The 16,271-nt window shown below is 38.2% G+C and carries 12 protein-coding genes and 1 riboswitch; of the genes, 11 read left to right on the top strand and 1 reads right to left on the bottom strand.

Annotation, left to right across the window (positions count from 1 at the left end; all coding sequences use genetic code 11):
* Positions 1-25 precede the first annotated feature (25 nt).
* The 9 genes from FEU33_RS17430 to FEU33_RS17390 all read left to right on the top strand — a co-directional run bounded on the left by FEU33_RS17430 (position 26) and on the right by FEU33_RS17390 (position 8,219).
* Positions 26-1,198 (top strand): acetyl-CoA C-acetyltransferase, encoded by a 1,173-nt coding sequence (locus tag FEU33_RS17430; protein WP_146550762.1) that lies wholly within the window; start codon positions 26-28, stop codon positions 1,196-1,198.
* A 149-nt stretch (positions 1,199-1,347) separates the two neighbouring features.
* A complete protein-coding gene (locus FEU33_RS17425; protein WP_146550761.1) occupies positions 1,348-3,132 on the top strand; it encodes an acyl-CoA dehydrogenase family protein in 1,785 nt (594 codons plus the stop codon).
* Positions 3,133-3,260: 128 nt separating this feature from the next.
* Positions 3,261-3,617 carry an arsenate reductase family protein gene (locus FEU33_RS17420; RefSeq protein ID WP_146550760.1) on the top strand — a complete coding sequence of 119 codons (357 nt, stop codon included), beginning with the start codon at positions 3,261-3,263 and terminating at the stop codon, positions 3,615-3,617.
* Between the two features lie 78 nt (positions 3,618-3,695).
* Positions 3,696-4,076, top strand: a complete 381-nt coding sequence (gcvH, locus tag FEU33_RS17415; protein ID WP_146550759.1) for a glycine cleavage system protein GcvH — start codon at positions 3,696-3,698, stop codon at positions 4,074-4,076.
* Between the two features lie 350 nt (positions 4,077-4,426).
* Entirely contained in the window at positions 4,427-4,768 is a 342-nt protein-coding gene (locus FEU33_RS17410) for a toprim domain-containing protein (RefSeq protein WP_146550758.1), read from the top strand.
* A 13-nt stretch (positions 4,769-4,781) separates the two neighbouring features.
* The gene (locus tag FEU33_RS17405) at positions 4,782-5,090 is read left to right on the top strand and encodes a thioredoxin family protein (RefSeq protein WP_146550757.1); all 309 of its coding nucleotides are present in this window, start codon (positions 4,782-4,784) and stop codon (positions 5,088-5,090) included.
* Between the two features lie 56 nt (positions 5,091-5,146).
* A riboswitch (SAM riboswitch) is annotated at positions 5,147-5,251 on the top strand.
* Positions 5,252-5,630: 379 nt separating this feature from the next.
* Positions 5,631-6,659 carry a methionine ABC transporter ATP-binding protein gene (locus FEU33_RS17400; protein WP_146550756.1) on the top strand — a complete coding sequence of 343 codons (1,029 nt, stop codon included), beginning with the start codon at positions 5,631-5,633 and terminating at the stop codon, positions 6,657-6,659.
* Positions 6,649-7,317: a methionine ABC transporter permease gene (locus tag FEU33_RS17395; protein WP_146550755.1), complete on the top strand. Its 669-nt coding sequence runs from the start codon at positions 6,649-6,651 to the stop codon at positions 7,315-7,317. The genes FEU33_RS17400 and FEU33_RS17395 overlap by 11 nt, the downstream gene beginning before the upstream one ends.
* A gap of 59 nt (positions 7,318-7,376) precedes the next feature.
* On the top strand, positions 7,377-8,219 hold the full coding sequence (locus FEU33_RS17390) for a MetQ/NlpA family ABC transporter substrate-binding protein (protein ID WP_146550754.1): 843 nt from the start codon (positions 7,377-7,379) through the stop codon (positions 8,217-8,219).
* Positions 8,220-8,616: 397 nt separating this feature from the next.
* Here the strand turns inward: FEU33_RS17390 and gltC are convergent, their stop codons facing one another.
* Positions 8,617-9,519, bottom strand: a complete 903-nt coding sequence (gene gltC, locus FEU33_RS17385; RefSeq protein WP_146550753.1) for a glutamate biosynthesis transcriptional regulator GltC — start codon at positions 9,517-9,519, stop codon at positions 8,617-8,619.
* Positions 9,520-9,642: 123 nt separating this feature from the next.
* Here gltC and gltB point away from each other — a divergent pair, with 123 nt between their 5' ends.
* Together gltB and FEU33_RS17375 are read left to right on the top strand one after the other, a co-directional pair.
* The gene (gene gltB / locus FEU33_RS17380; protein ID WP_146550752.1) at positions 9,643-14,160 is read left to right on the top strand and encodes a glutamate synthase large subunit; all 4,518 of its coding nucleotides are present in this window, start codon (positions 9,643-9,645) and stop codon (positions 14,158-14,160) included.
* Between the two features lie 13 nt (positions 14,161-14,173).
* Positions 14,174-15,655 carry a glutamate synthase subunit beta gene (locus tag FEU33_RS17375; protein WP_146550751.1) on the top strand — a complete coding sequence of 494 codons (1,482 nt, stop codon included), beginning with the start codon at positions 14,174-14,176 and terminating at the stop codon, positions 15,653-15,655.
* Positions 15,656-16,271: the final 616 nt, after the last annotated feature.

The following is a 16,271-nucleotide window of genomic DNA, read 5'->3' as shown; positions in this document are numbered from 1 at the left end:
TTGTGTAGTGAAAGGGGGAAATCATATGCGTGAAGCCGTAATCGTAGCAGGTGCAAGAACACCAATTGGCAAGGCAAAAAAAGGATCATTAGCAACCGTTAGACCGGATGATTTAGGGGCATTGGTTATTAAGGAGACATTAAAAAGATCAGGATATGAAGGGCCAATAGATGATTTAATCATAGGTTGTGCGATGCCCGAAGCAGAACAGGGTATGAATGTGGCGAGAAATATTGGTGCATTAGCTGGTTTGCCAGATACTATTCCAGCTATTACCGTCAATCGATTCTGTTCATCAGGCTTACAATCCATTGCGTATGCTGCAGAACGAGTTATGCTTGGTCATTCACAGGTCATTATTGCTGGTGGTATTGAATCGATGAGCATGGTGCCGATGATGGGTAATGTTATTCGTCCGAATGCCAAGCTAGCGGAAGAAGCACCACAATATTACATGAGTATGGGGCATACAGCAGAAGAAGTGGCGAAGAAATATGGTGTCACAAGAGAGGATCAAGATGCCTTTGCTGTTCGATCACATGAACGTGCCGCTAAAGCTATTGCAGAAGGCAAGTTTGTTGACGAGATCGTCCCAGTGGAAGTGGAAAAGCATTATGTAGATGAAAATAATAAAGCGCAAGTCAAGAAACTTACTTTCGCGATGGATGAGGGGGTCCGGGTAGGTACTTCTGTTGAAACACTAGCTAAGTTACGTCCTGCATTTTCGGTAACAGGAAGTGTGACAGCAGGAAATGCTTCACAAACTTCAGATGGTGCGGGAGCAGTCCTTGTGATGGACCGTGAACAAGCGGAAAAAGAAGGGCTTCAACCATTGGCAAAATTCCTAGGGTTTGCAGTCGGAGGCGTGCCACCAGAAGTGATGGGAATCGGACCAATCGTAGCAGTACCCAAAGCCTTGAAGATTGCCGGATTATCCATAGAAGATATTGATTTATGGGAAATCAACGAAGCTTTTGCATCCCAATCGATCCAAGTTGTACGTGAATTAGGAATTGATTTAGAAAAGGTAAATGTCAATGGTGGTGCCATTGCTTTAGGGCATCCACTGGGTGCAACTGGCACGATTTTAACGATTAAACTAATCCATGAGTTAAAGCGCCAAGGTAAAAAATATGGTGTTGTTACGATGTGCATCGGTGGCGGTATGGGAGCAGCTGGCGTGTTTGAAATTTTATAGAATGAGGTTTTTTTAATACATTCACCGATTGTTAATGAACCAATCAGGTTTTTACGGGTACTTAACGCCCGCTTGTTTCCTAGTTTTATGAAGGTCTTAGTGTTTGTTAATGAGAGATAAAATTCATCAGACAAAGGGGAGAATTTAAAATGGCAGAAAATACTTTAAAACTTATTAAAGGTGGCAGTTTTTTAACAGAAGATATTGAGGCTGGACGTGTATTCACTCCAGAAGACTTCACAGATGAGCATAAAATGATTGCTAAAACAACAGAAGATTATGTACAAAACGAGGTACTACCAGTTGTTGATAAATTAGAAAATCATGAATTTGAAAACTCTGTTCGTTTATTGAAAAAAGCTGGGGAGCTTGGGCTACTAGCAGCCGATGTTCCTGAAGAATACGATGGTCTAGGATTAGATAAAATTTCTTCAGCCTTAATTGCTGAAAAAATGTCTCGTGCTGGCGGTTTTTCGATTACTCATGGTGCGCATGTAGGTATTGGCTCACTTCCAATTGTTTTATTCGGTAACGAAGACCAAAAACGCAAATACCTTCCTAAGTTGGCTTCAGGTAAGCTGATCTCCGCATATGCGTTAACAGAGCCGGGATCAGGATCGGATGCTTTAGGTGCGAAGACAACAGCTAAACTCAATGCAGAAGGAACTCATTATATTTTAAACGGTGAAAAACAATGGATTACAAACTCAGGATTTGCGGACGTTTTTGTTGTTTATGCTAAAGTAGATGGCGATAAATTTTCAGCATTTATCGTAGAACGTTCATATCCAGGTGTATCAACTGGTGCGGAAGAGAAAAAAATGGGGATTAAATCTTCCTCAACACGTACGCTTATTTTTGAGGATGCTGCTGTACCTGTGGAAAATCTATTAGGTGAAGTAGGGCGTGGGCACGTTATCGCTTTCAATATTCTCAATATCGGTCGTTATAAACTAGGGGTTGGGACGATTGGGGCTTCAAAACGCGCGCTTGAGTTGTCGATAGCCTATACGAATCAACGTCAACAATTTGGAACACCCATTTCATCCTTTAATCTAACAAAAGAAAAATTAGCAACGATGGCTTCCAAATTATATGCTTCAGAATCTTTGATCTATCGTACGGTTGGTTATTTCGAGGATCGTATGAGTCAGTTAAATGAAAAAGAAAAGAATGACGGAAAAGCGGTTGCAGCATCAATCGCTGAGTATGCAATTGAATGTTCGATCAATAAAGTATTCGGTTCTGAAACGTTGGATTATATAGCAGATGAAGCCGTGCAATTACATGGTGGTTATGGATACATGCAGGAATACGAAGTTGAACGTATTTATCGTGACTCTCGTATCAACCGTATTTTTGAAGGAACAAATGAGATCAATCGTCTAATCGTTCCTGGAACTTTTGTAAAAAAAGCTTTGAAAGGCGAATTACCACTTCTTCAACAGGCGCAAAGCTTACAAGCGGAATTGCTATCGCTGGTGCCAGAAGAAATTGGGGATGAACCATTAGCACAAGAAAAACATCTAGTGAAAATGGCGAAAAAAATTGCATTACTAGCAGCAGGTACAGCAGTACAACGTTTTGGTCAAAAACTAGAGCAAGAACAAGAAATCTTAGTGAATATTGCCAACATCGCCAATCAATTATTCGCAATAGAATCTGTTGTTCTCCGCACGGAAAAGGCACTTGCGCGTGATGGCTTCGATAAATCGGCACAAAAAGTTCTGTACACAGAGATCTTCGTACAAGAGGCTTTTGCAGAAATCGAAAAAGAAGCAAAAGAAACAATTATTGGTTCTGTAGAAGGTGACGAAGCACGCATGCTACTATCTGCATTGCGTAAACTGACACGTTTTACTCCATATAATTTGATCGTGAAAAAACGTCAAGCCTCTTTAAAGCTGATTGCTGAAGAAAAGTATACGGTTTAATGTATAAAATTTGCATAAAAACTAGAAATCCGGTCATGATAAATGGTGATCGGATTTCTTGCTTGTACACGGCTGTCACACTACAATGAAAGAAAACAATAAAAAACCGTAAAAAAAGGAGCATCCATATGACGATCAAAATGATTCACTATCCCAAGTGTACGACATGTAAAAGAGCGCAAGCATGGTTAAATGAAAATGGCATTGAGTATACTGCACGACATATTGTAGAAGAAGCACCCACAAAAGAAGAACTAACGAATTACTGGAAATTAAGTGGGTACCCTTTAAAAAAATTTTTTAATACATCTGGAAAAAAATATCGTGAGCTTCAATTAAAAGATCGTCTAAAAGAAATGTCAGATGAAGAACAGCTTGAATTATTAGCCTCAGATGGCATGCTTATTAAGAGACCAATTGTGACTGATGGACAAAGAATTACGTTGGGCTTTAAAGAAGATGACTTTGAAAACACATGGAAATAGTAAAGGAATTAGCTTGTTTTTGTATAGGGAATATGTCAAAATTAAAGTGAATATTAATACATATTTGGAGGGGTAATAATGAGCATACCAGCAGATTTGCGTTATTCAGAAGAGCATGAATGGGTAAAAATAGATGAAGGTAAAGTACGCATCGGTATTACGGAATTCGCACAATCAGAACTAGGGGATATCGTATTCGTTGAACTACCACAAGTAGGGGACGAAGTAGTAGCAGACGAACCATTTGGTAGTGTTGAATCTGTAAAAACTGTATCAGAAATTTATGCGCCGGTTTCAGGAAAAGTTGTTGAAATCAATGAGGAATTAGAAGATAGTCCAGAATTCGTGAACGAATCACCATATGAAAAAGCATGGATGGTTGTAATAGAACCTACGGACATTTCTCAAATCGATAAATTACTAACAGCTGATCAATATAAAGAGCTAATCGAAGAATAATTTTTACTATAGAGGCGCCACACTTTTGTGTTGGCGTTTTTATGTACAATTTCAAGTTGGATTGAGCGAAACTTGTCACAATGGGTGTTTCTTAGCCCACTGTGAGTTAGTTGAACCAGTCGGGCAGATACAGGTAGTGCTCACTTTATTCCAGAGAGCAAACCCTATAAGATCTACTGCCTGTTAATGTGGGACAAAGTGAAACTTGTCACAATGGGTGTTTCTTAGCCTATTGAGAGTTAGTTGAACCAGTCGGACATATACAGGCAGTTGTTCACTTTATTCCAGAGAGCAAACCTTATAAGATTACTGCCTGTTTATGCGGGACAAAACTGTAAGGAGTGATTAGCATGTCTGATAAAGTGCTTATTGTAGAAGGTAGGCAAGATAAATTGCAAATTCAACCCTTATTAGCAGAAGACATTCCGATACTTTGTACGAATGGAACTATTAGCGCAAGTAACCTTGAAGAACTGATTTACCCCTATGAAGAATATGATTTGTATGCTTTTTTTGATGAAGATTATTCAGGTGATTGTTTACGAGCTTTGATGAAAAAAGAATATCCAGAAGCGCACTTTTTACGAACGCGTACTTTATATAAACAAGTTGAAGCGACACCGAGAAAATATTTAGCTAGAATATTATTAGCTGCGAATTTTAAAGTAAACCCAGCTTATCTTATAGAATAAGGAATGACATATCATGCAAGAATGGTCTATTGAACAATGGGAGAGTACAAAGGAAAGCCAATCATTATGCGCTTTCTATTTATATACCCCGATGTGTGGTACATGTAAAATTGCATCTAAAATGATGGAAATAATAGGAGAAACTTTTCCAGATATTCCAATAGGAAAAGCAAATATCAATTATATCGAACAGATAGCTATTGATTACGAAATTGAAAGTGTTCCGTGTTTATTGATTGCAAAAAATGGAAAAATAGAAGATAAAATCTATGCATTCCAATCTGTTTTATATTTATTTGATAAATTTCAGAAAAAAGATTGACGATGCTAACATAGAGTGGTAAAGTAACAGACATAAATTAAATAATTATTTACGTTGTCTTATTTAGAGTGGTGGAGGGAAGTGCCCTATGAAGCCCGGCAACCGTCACAATGTGATATGGTGCCAATTCACGCAAAGTGAACAACTTTGGGAGATGAGAGAACGGTTTCGTAATTGCGCGTGAACCCTTCTGTTAATCTTGCAGAAGGGTTTTTATTTTGGACTCCTACATAGAACATTGCTGATACACTCATACTTGAGTGAAAGGTATCGACTTCTTGCAAGAAGTTGTGTAGATCTTAAGGTGAAGCCTTTTCTGCAATAAGCGGTCTCAGGAGCATGCTTTTTCTGCGACGAGTAACCGCAGGAGCAAATTCTTTCTGCGACGAGTAACCGCAGGAGCAAGCGGGCTGTTGAGGGATATCAGCAATATATTAAATAAGGACAAGGTTAAGAATGAAATAGTTTTTCTAATTCGACAAACAAATGTATAGTTACATTCACATGTCAGTTGCTTAAAAATAGAAGGTGGTTTTGATAATGATTCAGTTAGAAAATGTCGTAAAAAAATACAAAACCGCTAATGGGTATCTTACTGCAGTTAATGATGTTAACTTATCAATAAATGATGGCGAGATTTTTGGCATTATCGGTTATAGCGGCGCTGGGAAAAGTACAATGATCCGATTACTCAACGGTTTAGAAAAACCTACATCAGGGAAAGTTATTGTAAACGGACAAAACATTTCAGCGATAAGAGGAAAAGAACTTCGAAATGCTCGTCATAAAATAAGTATGATCTTCCAACATTTCAACTTATTATGGTCAAGAACAGTAGAAGAAAATATAGCTTTTCCATTAGAGATTGCTGGTATTAGTAAAGCAGAACGTCAAAAACGTGTGCTTGAACTAATCGAGCTAGTTGGTTTGAAAGGAAGAGAAAAATCTTATCCATCTCAACTCTCTGGTGGTCAAAAACAACGTGTGGGGATTGCGCGAGCATTGGCCAATGATCCAGAAGTATTGCTCTGTGATGAGGCTACGTCAGCTCTTGATCCAGAAACGACGGATGCAATTTTAGATTTACTTGTAAGTATCAATGAAAAACTGGGGTTAACCATTGTATTAATCACCCATGAAATGCATGTCATTCGTAAGATTTGCCATCGCGTTGCAGTAATGGAAGCAGGAAAGATTGTGGAACGTGGAAATGTTCTCGAAGTTTTCCAATCTCCAAAAGCAGAAATCACCCAAAAATTTGTTTCCCAAGTAACGGAAACAGCAGGACATAAAGAATCTATTTCACAAATGCTGGAAGATTATCCGAATGATCAACTGATTAAGTTATTCTTTGTAGGTTCTAAAACAGAACAACCGGTTATTTCACAACTAATACGTGAGTTCAATGTTGACGTGAATATTGTTCACGGCAATATCTCACCTACGAAGAGCGGACCTTATGGTACATTAATTGTCCGGATTGTTGGCGATACAGATCATGTAGCGAAAGCTATTCAATATTTAGATGTGCAAGGCATTAAATCGGAGGTGATCAATAATGCTGAATGATCTCTTTCCGAATGTTGATTGGGAAATGATGTGGGAAGCTACTAGAGAAACCATCTATATGACAGCTGTTTCCACACTTCTTACATTTATTTTAGGACTGGTTCTTGGGATTGTATTGTTTTTAACAAGTCCAACACAGCTTTGGGCGAATAAGATTGTCAATGTATTAACAGGTTCATTTGTTAACATTTTCCGATCTATTCCATTTATCATTTTAGTTATTCTTTTAATTCCATTTACAAAATTCTTATTAGGTACTATTCGTGGTGCCAATGCAGCTTTACCAGCTTTGATTATCGGTGCCGCACCCTTCTATGCTCGGATGGTTCTGATTGCTTTGCGTGAGATCGATAAGGGTGTTATTGAAGCCGCTCGCTCGATGGGGGCAAAAACTTGGACAATCATTTGGAAAGTTTTAATCCCAGAATCTTTGCCAGCTCTAATCTCTGGTATTACGGTCACTGCGGTAGCATTAGTTGGCTACACCGCAATGGCAGGCGTAATCGGTGCAGGTGGTTTAGGTAACTTGGCATTTATGGATGGTTTCCAACGTAGTCGTAACGATGTAACCTTGGTGGCTACCATATTAGTGTTAATCATTGTATTTATCATTCAATTTATCGGGGATTTCATCACATCGAAAACTGATAAACGATAATTTGGTGTATACGTTGTTTCAACGTTCACATAGAGAAAAAATAGAAAAGGGGTTATTTTATGAAGAAACTAATAGCAGGAATCCTAACAGCTTCACTAGCATTAAGTTTAGCGGCTTGCGGAAGCAATGATAAATCTGCTTCTGACGATTCAAAAAAAGATGAAAAAGAAACAAAATTGGTAGTAGGTGCTTCTAATACACCACATGCTGTCATTCTTAAAAAAGCGCAACCAATTCTTAAAAAAGAGGGCGTTGACTTACAAATCGAAAAATATCAAGATTATGTATTACCAAACAAAGATCTTGATTCTGGTGATTTAGATGCAAACTATTTCCAACACATTCCTTATCTTGAACAACAAATTAAAGATAATGGATATGACTTTGTAAATGCTGGAGGTATTCATATTGAACCAATCGGTATTTATTCTAAAAAATATAAATCTCTAGATGATCTTCCAAAGGGTGCAACTATTCTTATCAGTAATTCTGTAGCTGATCAAGGACGTATTTTAACATTATTAGAAGCTAAAGGCTTGATCACATTGAAAGATGGCGTTGATAAAGCATCAGCTGAAATCAAAGATATTGCTAAAAATCCTAAAAACATAAAAATCGACACAAAAACTGCCCCTGAAATGCTAGTACAAATGTATGAAAACAAAGAAGGAGATGCAGTTGTTATCAACTCTAACTTCGCAATTGATGCTGGGTTAGTCCCAACAAAAGATGCAATTGCTCTTGAAGATAAAGATTCTCCATATGTGAATGTTATAGCTGTGAAGAAAGAAAACAAAGATAATGAAGCAGTGAAAAAATTAGTAGACGTATTACATTCAAAAGAAATTCAAGATTTTATCAATGAAGAATGGAAAGGCTCAGTAGTACCAGTATCTAAATAATTAATAGCATAAGCAAAGTAAAATTTCACATAGTGGTGTTCATTTTCTTCTATGTGTTAGTGAAGTTTGAAACAAAAGACTTTTCTAGGCAGTGATTCTTATGTCTCATTGTCTGCTTGTACTTAAGTCTTGCGGTTGGAACTTCTCGCTTATCAATGCAAGAGAAAAAGACGCTAGAACATTATTTGTTTTAGCGTCTTTTTGTATTTAGAAACATAAATTTTTTATGCCGGTTTATGGAAAAATTAATGATTGTGATCCACATGCAAAAAAATGATGGTCAATTGGATCGGGACAAGAGAAAAAATGTTTACGTATAGAATTTTATTTTTTTCAAAAAATATATAATGATTTCACATAGATTCATTCTTGAATATGATATGATGGTACGTGAATTTTATTTGAATTGAGATAACCTAGTAAAGAATTGACTCACAAAATTCAAGAAAATTTTTTCAGATGGTGCTAGCTCTCGATTAACAGGATAAATCACACCAACATTACGTGTAAATGGTGGCTCAACAAGAGCTAATTTTTTTGTGCGTCGAGGAGTCGAATCGTAAAACGCGCTTTCCGGTAAGAGTGTAACGCCTATGCCTGCTGCCACCAAACCTTTTAAAGCGTCCATATCCTCTCCTTCTGAACTGATTTTGGGTGTAAAGCCAACAGATTTACATGCTTCTACTACTACTTTGTTTAAGATGTACCCATCTGGGAATAACACGAATCCTTCATTACGCAGGTCTGCTAATTGGATCTCTTCTTTTGTGGCAAGCTGGTGTGATGCGGGCACAAGAGCCGCAATATTTTCTGTAAAGAGTATTTTAGTATTGATCGCGTCATCTTTTGCAGGAACAGGTCCTAAAAAGGCTAAGTTTAGTTCACGTTGTTTGACGGCATTAATGAGATATCGGTAGGAACCTTGTCTTAAGTGAAAGGAAACATTTGGATGCTCTTTTTTAAATGCCGAAATGACGGTAGGCAAAAGAAAACTTGCCAAGCTTGAAGGAAAACCGATTTTTATCGTCCCTTTTTCAGGATTCAAATATTCATCAACTTGTTTTTTAGCAAAATCAATGGCTTGTAACGCAGCGATTGTATACTCAAGAAAAGTCTTACCAATCGGTGTTAGTTTTACGTTACGGCCTACTCTTTCAAACAATTCTATCCCTAATTCTTCTTCTAAATTGGCGATTTGACGACTAACAGCTGATTGCGCTACATGTAAATTTTCTGCAGCTTCAGAGATATGTTCTCTTTCTGCAACTGCTACAAAATATCTTAATTGTCTTAGTTCCACGCCATGTCATCTCCTATTTATCTATTTTATAGATTAATCCTATCCAAATTATATATTGTTTATATCAATTTGAAAAACTAAAATATACTTAAGTCACTTTTTATATATAAAGGAGGGAATCGTATGACATTTCACAAAATTCCAACAGCACAAGGTTTATACTCTCCACAATTTGAGCATGATGCATGTGGTATTGGACTTTACGCACAATTGCAGGGTAAACCCACACATGACATCGTGATGAAAGGCTTAGAAATGTTATGTAGATTAGATCATAGAGCTGGACGCGGAAGTGACGGCAAAACAGGAGATGGATCTGGACTAATGGTTCAAATCCCGGATGCCTTTTTCCGCGAAGTTTGTATAGATTGGACATTACCTGCTGTCGGACAATATGGAGTAGGAATGTTATTTTTTAATAAAAACAGTAAAGTGCAACAAGAAATTGAAACGAAACTAAATGATTTCATCGTGAAAGAAGGGCAAGAATTACTTGGCTGGCGCACTGTACCGGTTAATCCTGGACCCTTGAGCGACATTGCCAAAGAAACGGCTCCAGTTGTTCGTCAAGTGTTTATAAAGGCTGTAAATACAAATGATTCTCTTGCTTTTGAAAGAAAGTTGTATTTGATTCGAAAACAAACAGAATTATGGGCAAAAAAACAAAACAAAGATTTTTATTGCGCAAGCATGTCAAGCCGTACAATCGTGTTTAAAGGTCTATTAGCACCGGAAGAAGTAGTAGAATTTTACCTAGATTTACAGGATGAACGCTTCACATCAGCTTTTTCTATGGTCCATTCACGTTACAGTACAAATACTTTCCCATCTTGGGAACGTGCACACCCTAATCGCTATATTATTCATAACGGTGAAATTAATACGTTACGAGGTAATATTAACTGGATGAAGGCGCGTGAGCAACAATTTATTTCTGAAGCTTTCGGAGAAGATCTTGAAAAAGTCCTACCAGTTACAGATCCAAATGGTAGTGATTCATCGATGTTAGATAATGCATTTGAATTTTTCGTGTTAGCTGGTCGTACACCTGCCCAAACAGCAATGATGATGATTCCTGAACCATGGACAGAAAATCCGCATATCTCCGCTGAGAAAAAAGCCTTTTACCAATATCAAAGCTGTCTGATGGAACCTTGGGATGGACCAACGGCTATTTGTTTCACGGATGGAAAACAAATTGGTGCGATATTGGACCGTAATGGCTTACGACCTGCACGCTATTATGTCACAAAGGATGATTACATCATTTTCTCATCAGAAGTTGGTGTAGTTGATATCGAGGAAGAAAACATTGTTTATAAAGAGCGACTAAGTCCGGGGAAAATGTTGCTTGTTGATCTAGAACAAGGACGGATTGTTTCAGATGAAGAATTAAAATCTGAAATGGCACAGGCAAAACCATATGCTAAATGGTTAGAAGAAAACCTTGTTGTGGTTGAGCCTTCAGAAGAAAGACCGGAAAAAATAGATGATCTATTATTTAGACAAAAGGTGTTCGGTTATACGCATGAAGATGTTCAGAAATATATAGTTCCGATGGTGGTTGGAGGAAAAGATCCGCTTGGTTCAATGGGAAATGATGCGCCATTAGCAGTCCTATCTGATAAACCACAATCGCTATTCAATTATTTCAAGCAATTATTTGCTCAAGTAACAAACCCACCAATTGATTCGATTCGTGAGCATATTGTGACTTCGACAATGACCCTTCTTGGTGCAGAAGGTGATCTATTACATCCGACTGCAGAAAATTGTCATCGCATCTTTTTAAAAACACCTGTGTTGACGAATAGTCAATTCCAAAAGTTAAAAGCGCAAAAGCAATTTGATATAACTACTATTGATCTTGCAATGTCAGAAGATTTGGAAAAAGATTTGGCAAGACTAGCAAAAGAGGCAGATGAAGCGATTGAAAAAGGTATTCAGCTACTTGTTTTGTCTGATAAATCATTAAGCGTAGACACACCTGTCATTCCTATTTTACTTGCAGCAAGTAGTGTTCATCAACATCTTGTACAAACAGGGCAACGTACAAAAGTAAGTATCATTGTTGAAACAGGTGAAACAAGAGAAGTACATCATTATGCTGCATTGATCGGATATGGTGTAGATGCGATATATCCATATTTAGCCTTTGCTACTTTGGCAAAAGCTATTGAAGATGGACATATCAGCTACAGTTACGAAGAAGCTGTTCGACGTTACGCAAAGGCAACTTCAGAAGGTGTCGTTAAAGTAATGTCAAAAGTGGGAATTTCAACAGTTCAAAGTTATCGTGGAGCTCAAATTTTCGAAGCCGTTGGAATCAGTAAAGATGTGATTGAAAAATACTTTACTGGAACAGTATCCAAACTAGATGGTATTGATTTACCAACTATTGCGAAAGAAGCTCTGAAAAAACATGAAGAAGCAGTTCAGTCCATTGAACATGTTTTACCACCAGGTAGCAACTTCCAGTGGAGAAGTTCAGGAGAACACCATGCATTCAATCCAAAAACGATCCATACATTACAACAAGCTACACGTAATGGTGACTTTGGCTTGTTCCATCAATTCACTGAAATGGCAAATGAAGAACAAATCGGTTTCTTGAGAAATTTATTAACCTTCAAAAAGACGGAACATAAAATTCCATTAGAAGAAGTAGAGTCCGCTGAATCCATCGTTAAGCGATTCAAGACAGGGGCTATGTCTTACGGTTCAATTAGTCAAGAAGCACATGAAACATTAGCTATCGCGATGAATCGAATTGGAGGCAAAAGTAATAGCGGTGAGGGTGGTGAACATCCAAGTCGCTTTGTACCGGACGAAAATGGTGATAATCGTAGAAGCTCGATCAAACAAATTGCTTCTGGCCGATTTGGCGTTAAGAGCCACTACTTAGTCAATGCGAGTGAGTTACAGATTAAAATGGCTCAAGGGGCAAAACCTGGTGAAGGTGGTCAACTTCCAGGTAATAAAGTTTATCCTTGGGTTGCTGATGTAAGGGGTTCAACAACAGGTGTAGGACTTATTTCACCACCACCACATCATGATATTTATTCAATCGAAGACATGGCTGAATTGATTCATGATTTGAAAAATGCGAACCGTGACGCACGTATCAGTGTGAAACTCGTAGCAAAATCAGGGATCGGTACAATTGCTGCTGGTGTAGCAAAAGGTGCAGCAGACGTGATTGTTATTAGCGGTTATGATGGTGGTACTGGGGCATCACCAAAAACAAGTATCAAGCATACAGGTCTTCCATGGGAATTAGGATTATCAGAAGCTCATCAAACATTAATGTTAAATGGACTTCGTAATCGTGTAACGCTTGAAACAGATGGTAAATTAATGACAGGGAAAGATGTCGTGATGGCAGCATTACTTGGTGCAGAAGAATTCGGCTTTGCAACTGCTCCATTGATCGTACTTGGCTGTGTCATGATGCGTGCTTGTCATTTAGATACATGTCCGGTTGGTATTGCTACACAAAACCCTGAACTTCGTAAAAAATTCATGGGTACTGCAGACCATGTAGTGAACTTTATGATGTTTATAGCAGAAGAAGTTCGAGAATATATGGCAACACTTGGTTTTAGAACTTTTGAAGAAATGGTTGGACGCACAGATGTATTAGAGGTAAGTGATCGTGCGAAAAAACATTGGAAAGCTGGTCAATTAGATTTAGAAGCAATCCTACATCAAAATGAAGGACCAAGAACAAAACAAGTACAACAAAATCACAAACTTGATGAATCGCTTGATCTACGTGAAATTTTAAGTAAAGTAGAAGAATCTATTATAGAAGAAAGACCAATTTCACTACATTATCCTATCAAAAACACAGATCGAGTTGTTGGTACGATCGTTGGTAGCGAAATTTCAAAACGTTATGGTGCGAGAGGACTTGTGGACGATACCATTACATTGAACTTTACGGGTTCAGCTGGTCAAAGCTTTGGTGCATTTATCCCAAGAGGAATGTTAATGCATGTTGAGGGTGATGCAAACGATTACTTCGGTAAAGGGTTGTCCGGTGGTAAAGTTGTGGTTAGCTCACCGGTACGAGGACAAGCAGAAACGAATGTTATCGCGGGAAATGTATGCTTATATGGTGCAACTAGTGGCGAAGCCTATATTAATGGTCGTGCAGGAGAACGTTTTGCCGTTCGTAACAGTGGCGCTAATGTAGTGGTCGAAGGTATCGGTGATCACGGTTGTGAATATATGACTGGAGGTCGAGTAGTGATCTTAGGTGATGTAGGTAAAAACTTCGGAGCTGGTATGTCCGGTGGGATTGCTTATGTGTTACCTCAAGATGCTAAAGATTTCAAAGACAAATGTAACAAAGAAATGATTGGTTTTGAGAGCGTTCATTCTAAAGAGGATGAAGCGATTCTCCAACAATTGCTAGAAAAACATGTTCACTACACTGAAAGTACAAAAGCAAAACAAATTTTAACGAACTGGTCAGATTATGTAGGCCACTTTGTCAAAGTAGTTCCTACAGATTATAAGAGAATGTTAGGCCGCATTAGTGAATTTGAAGCACAAGGATTGTCAGAAGAACAAGCAACGATGAAAGCATTTTTGTTCAATTCATCGAAAAAGGATTTAGTGCTTTCCAATAAATAAGGAGGGGTTCTAGATGGGGAAGAAAACTGGATTTATGGAATATAGTCGAGAAAAAGGGAAAGAACAGCCACCACTAGAGCGTATCAAAAATTGGAAAGAATATGCTTCACGATTAACTGACGAAGCTCTTCAAATCCAAGGTGCACGTTGTATGGATTGTGGTACACCGTTTTGTCATATGGGAATGGAGATCCGTGGTTCTGCCGCGGGTTGTCCGATCCATAATGTAATCCCTGAATGGAATGATTTAGTCTATCACGGAAAATGGAAGGAAGCCCTTGATCGGCTATTATTAACGAATAATTTCCCAGAATTTACGGGAAGAGTTTGTCCTGCGCCATGTGAAGGATCATGTACATTAGCCATATCAGATCCTGCAGTTTCGATTAAAAGTATTGAACGTGCAATCATCGATAAAGGATTTGAAAATGGATGGATAATACCTCGTATTCCTGAACATCGTACAGGTAAAAAGGTCGCTATCGTTGGTTCAGGTCCTGCTGGCTTAGCGGCTGCTGACCAACTGAATCAGTATGGTCATTCTGTTACTGTGTACGAAAGATCTGACCGTGCAGGTGGTTTACTTACTTATGGTATTCCGAATATGAAATTAGATAAGAAAGTTGTCGAAAGACGCGTGCAATTGCTTGCAGACGAAGGCGTTCATTTTATCTTGAATACGGAAATTGGTAAGGACGTAACAGCTGATGAATTGAAAAAAGAATTCGATGCTATCATTCTTTGCACTGGTTCAACAAAGCAAAGACATTTACGTATAGAAGGTAGTGAAGCTGAAGGTGTTGTTCTAGCAATGGATTATTTGACATCTACTACAAAAAGCTTGCTAGATTCCAATTTCGAAGATGGTCAATTTTTAGATATGAAGGGCAAAAATGTGATCGTTATTGGTGGTGGTGATACAGGTGCTGACTGTGTTGCTACATCTCTTCGTCAAAATTGTAAATCTGTATTTCAATTTGGTAAGCATCCACAATTGCCTGAACATCGTGCAGCTGATAATCCATGGCCAACAAACCCTCATGTCTATAAATTGGATTATGCTTATGCAGAAGCAAATGCAAAATACGGTCGTGATCCTCGCGAATATTGTATCCAAACCAAGAAAATTGTTGCGGATAGCAATGGGCATGTAAAAGAATTGCATACCATCCAAATGGAAAAAGTCATTAGTGATGAAGGGTATGTATACTTCAATGAATTACCAGGAACTGAAAAGGTTTGGCCTGTAGATTATGTATTTGTAGCAATTGGTTTCGAGGGTACCGAACACGGTGTTGCAGAACAATTCGGTGTCAAAATCACCAATAATCGTATTGCTGCAAGAACAACTAATTTTGCAACAAATGTGGAAAATGTTTTTGCTGCAGGTGATGCAAGACGTGGTCAAAGTTTAGTTGTTTGGGCTATAAATGAAGGTAGAAGTGTGGCAGAAAGTGTCAATGAATCTCTTCGTACACAAGCAATAGCTCAATAATTCCATACTTCATTCATTAGTACATGTATTTGTAATATGAATAATCAGGGGTGTTGATTATCTAATTTAATCCATAAAAATGGGGTAATTCGTTGATTTCCGCTCCAACTTGCCCGCTTTCCTGCGGGGCGAATGCTGGGGACAACAGGATGTTGGTCACGGAATCGTTGCCACAGGACGTGGCGTTCTTAGATTCCGTTCCTTCAATCGCTACGCTGTGGGGTCTCATCTATTCGCTTTTCCCGCGGGACATTGAATTGGCTTCATCGAATCCACACCGCACGAAGGAAATGCGCATGCATTTTCGAGGACTTGAGCAAGCCTCCGCTCCAATCTATATAAATGGTCCTAAAAAAACAGGGTTTTTCAAAAATTACGCCAAACGGACACTCCTAATTTTTGTAAAATCAACACGCTTGATAAATAATAAAAGCTATCTTCTAATTTAGGCATTCCTTGATGAAGGAAATGTTAAATAAGGAAGATAGCCTTTTTTATTTTGCTAGGAATTTTCTTCATCTTTACAAGCAGTTATCATACAATAATCTCTATTTGTTAGTACATCTTGATATTAGAACACACTGCCTGTTAAACTGTGTGAGTTGTACATAACGTT

The organism is Rummeliibacillus suwonensis, from assembly GCF_007896435.1.
Classification (GTDB): Bacteria; Bacillota; Bacilli; order Bacillales_A; family Planococcaceae; genus Rummeliibacillus; species Rummeliibacillus suwonensis.
Note: the sequence above shows the minus strand (reverse complement) of the source record. Positions and strands in the feature narration are given on the sequence as shown.

Bases quoted from the DNA above. Each gene is read 5' to 3' on its own strand.
- FEU33_RS17430 (WP_146550762.1), top strand. From the start codon at position 26: ATGCGTGAAGCCGTAATCGTAGCAGGTGCAAGAACACCAATTGGCAAG.
- FEU33_RS17425 (WP_146550761.1), top strand. From the start codon at position 1,348: ATGGCAGAAAATACTTTAAAACTTATTAAAGGTGGCAGTTTTTTAACA.
- FEU33_RS17420 (WP_146550760.1), top strand. From the start codon at position 3,261: ATGACGATCAAAATGATTCACTATCCCAAGTGTACGACATGTAAAAGA.
- gcvH (WP_146550759.1), top strand. From the start codon at position 3,696: ATGAGCATACCAGCAGATTTGCGTTATTCAGAAGAGCATGAATGGGTA.
- FEU33_RS17410 (WP_146550758.1), top strand. From the start codon at position 4,427: ATGTCTGATAAAGTGCTTATTGTAGAAGGTAGGCAAGATAAATTGCAA.
- FEU33_RS17405 (WP_146550757.1), top strand. From the start codon at position 4,782: ATGCAAGAATGGTCTATTGAACAATGGGAGAGTACAAAGGAAAGCCAA.
- FEU33_RS17400 (WP_146550756.1), top strand. From the start codon at position 5,631: ATGATTCAGTTAGAAAATGTCGTAAAAAAATACAAAACCGCTAATGGG.
- FEU33_RS17395 (WP_146550755.1), top strand. From the start codon at position 6,649: ATGCTGAATGATCTCTTTCCGAATGTTGATTGGGAAATGATGTGGGAA.
- FEU33_RS17390 (WP_146550754.1), top strand. From the start codon at position 7,377: ATGAAGAAACTAATAGCAGGAATCCTAACAGCTTCACTAGCATTAAGT.
- gltB (WP_146550752.1), top strand. From the start codon at position 9,643: ATGACATTTCACAAAATTCCAACAGCACAAGGTTTATACTCTCCACAA.
- FEU33_RS17375 (WP_146550751.1), top strand. From the start codon at position 14,174: ATGGGGAAGAAAACTGGATTTATGGAATATAGTCGAGAAAAAGGGAAA.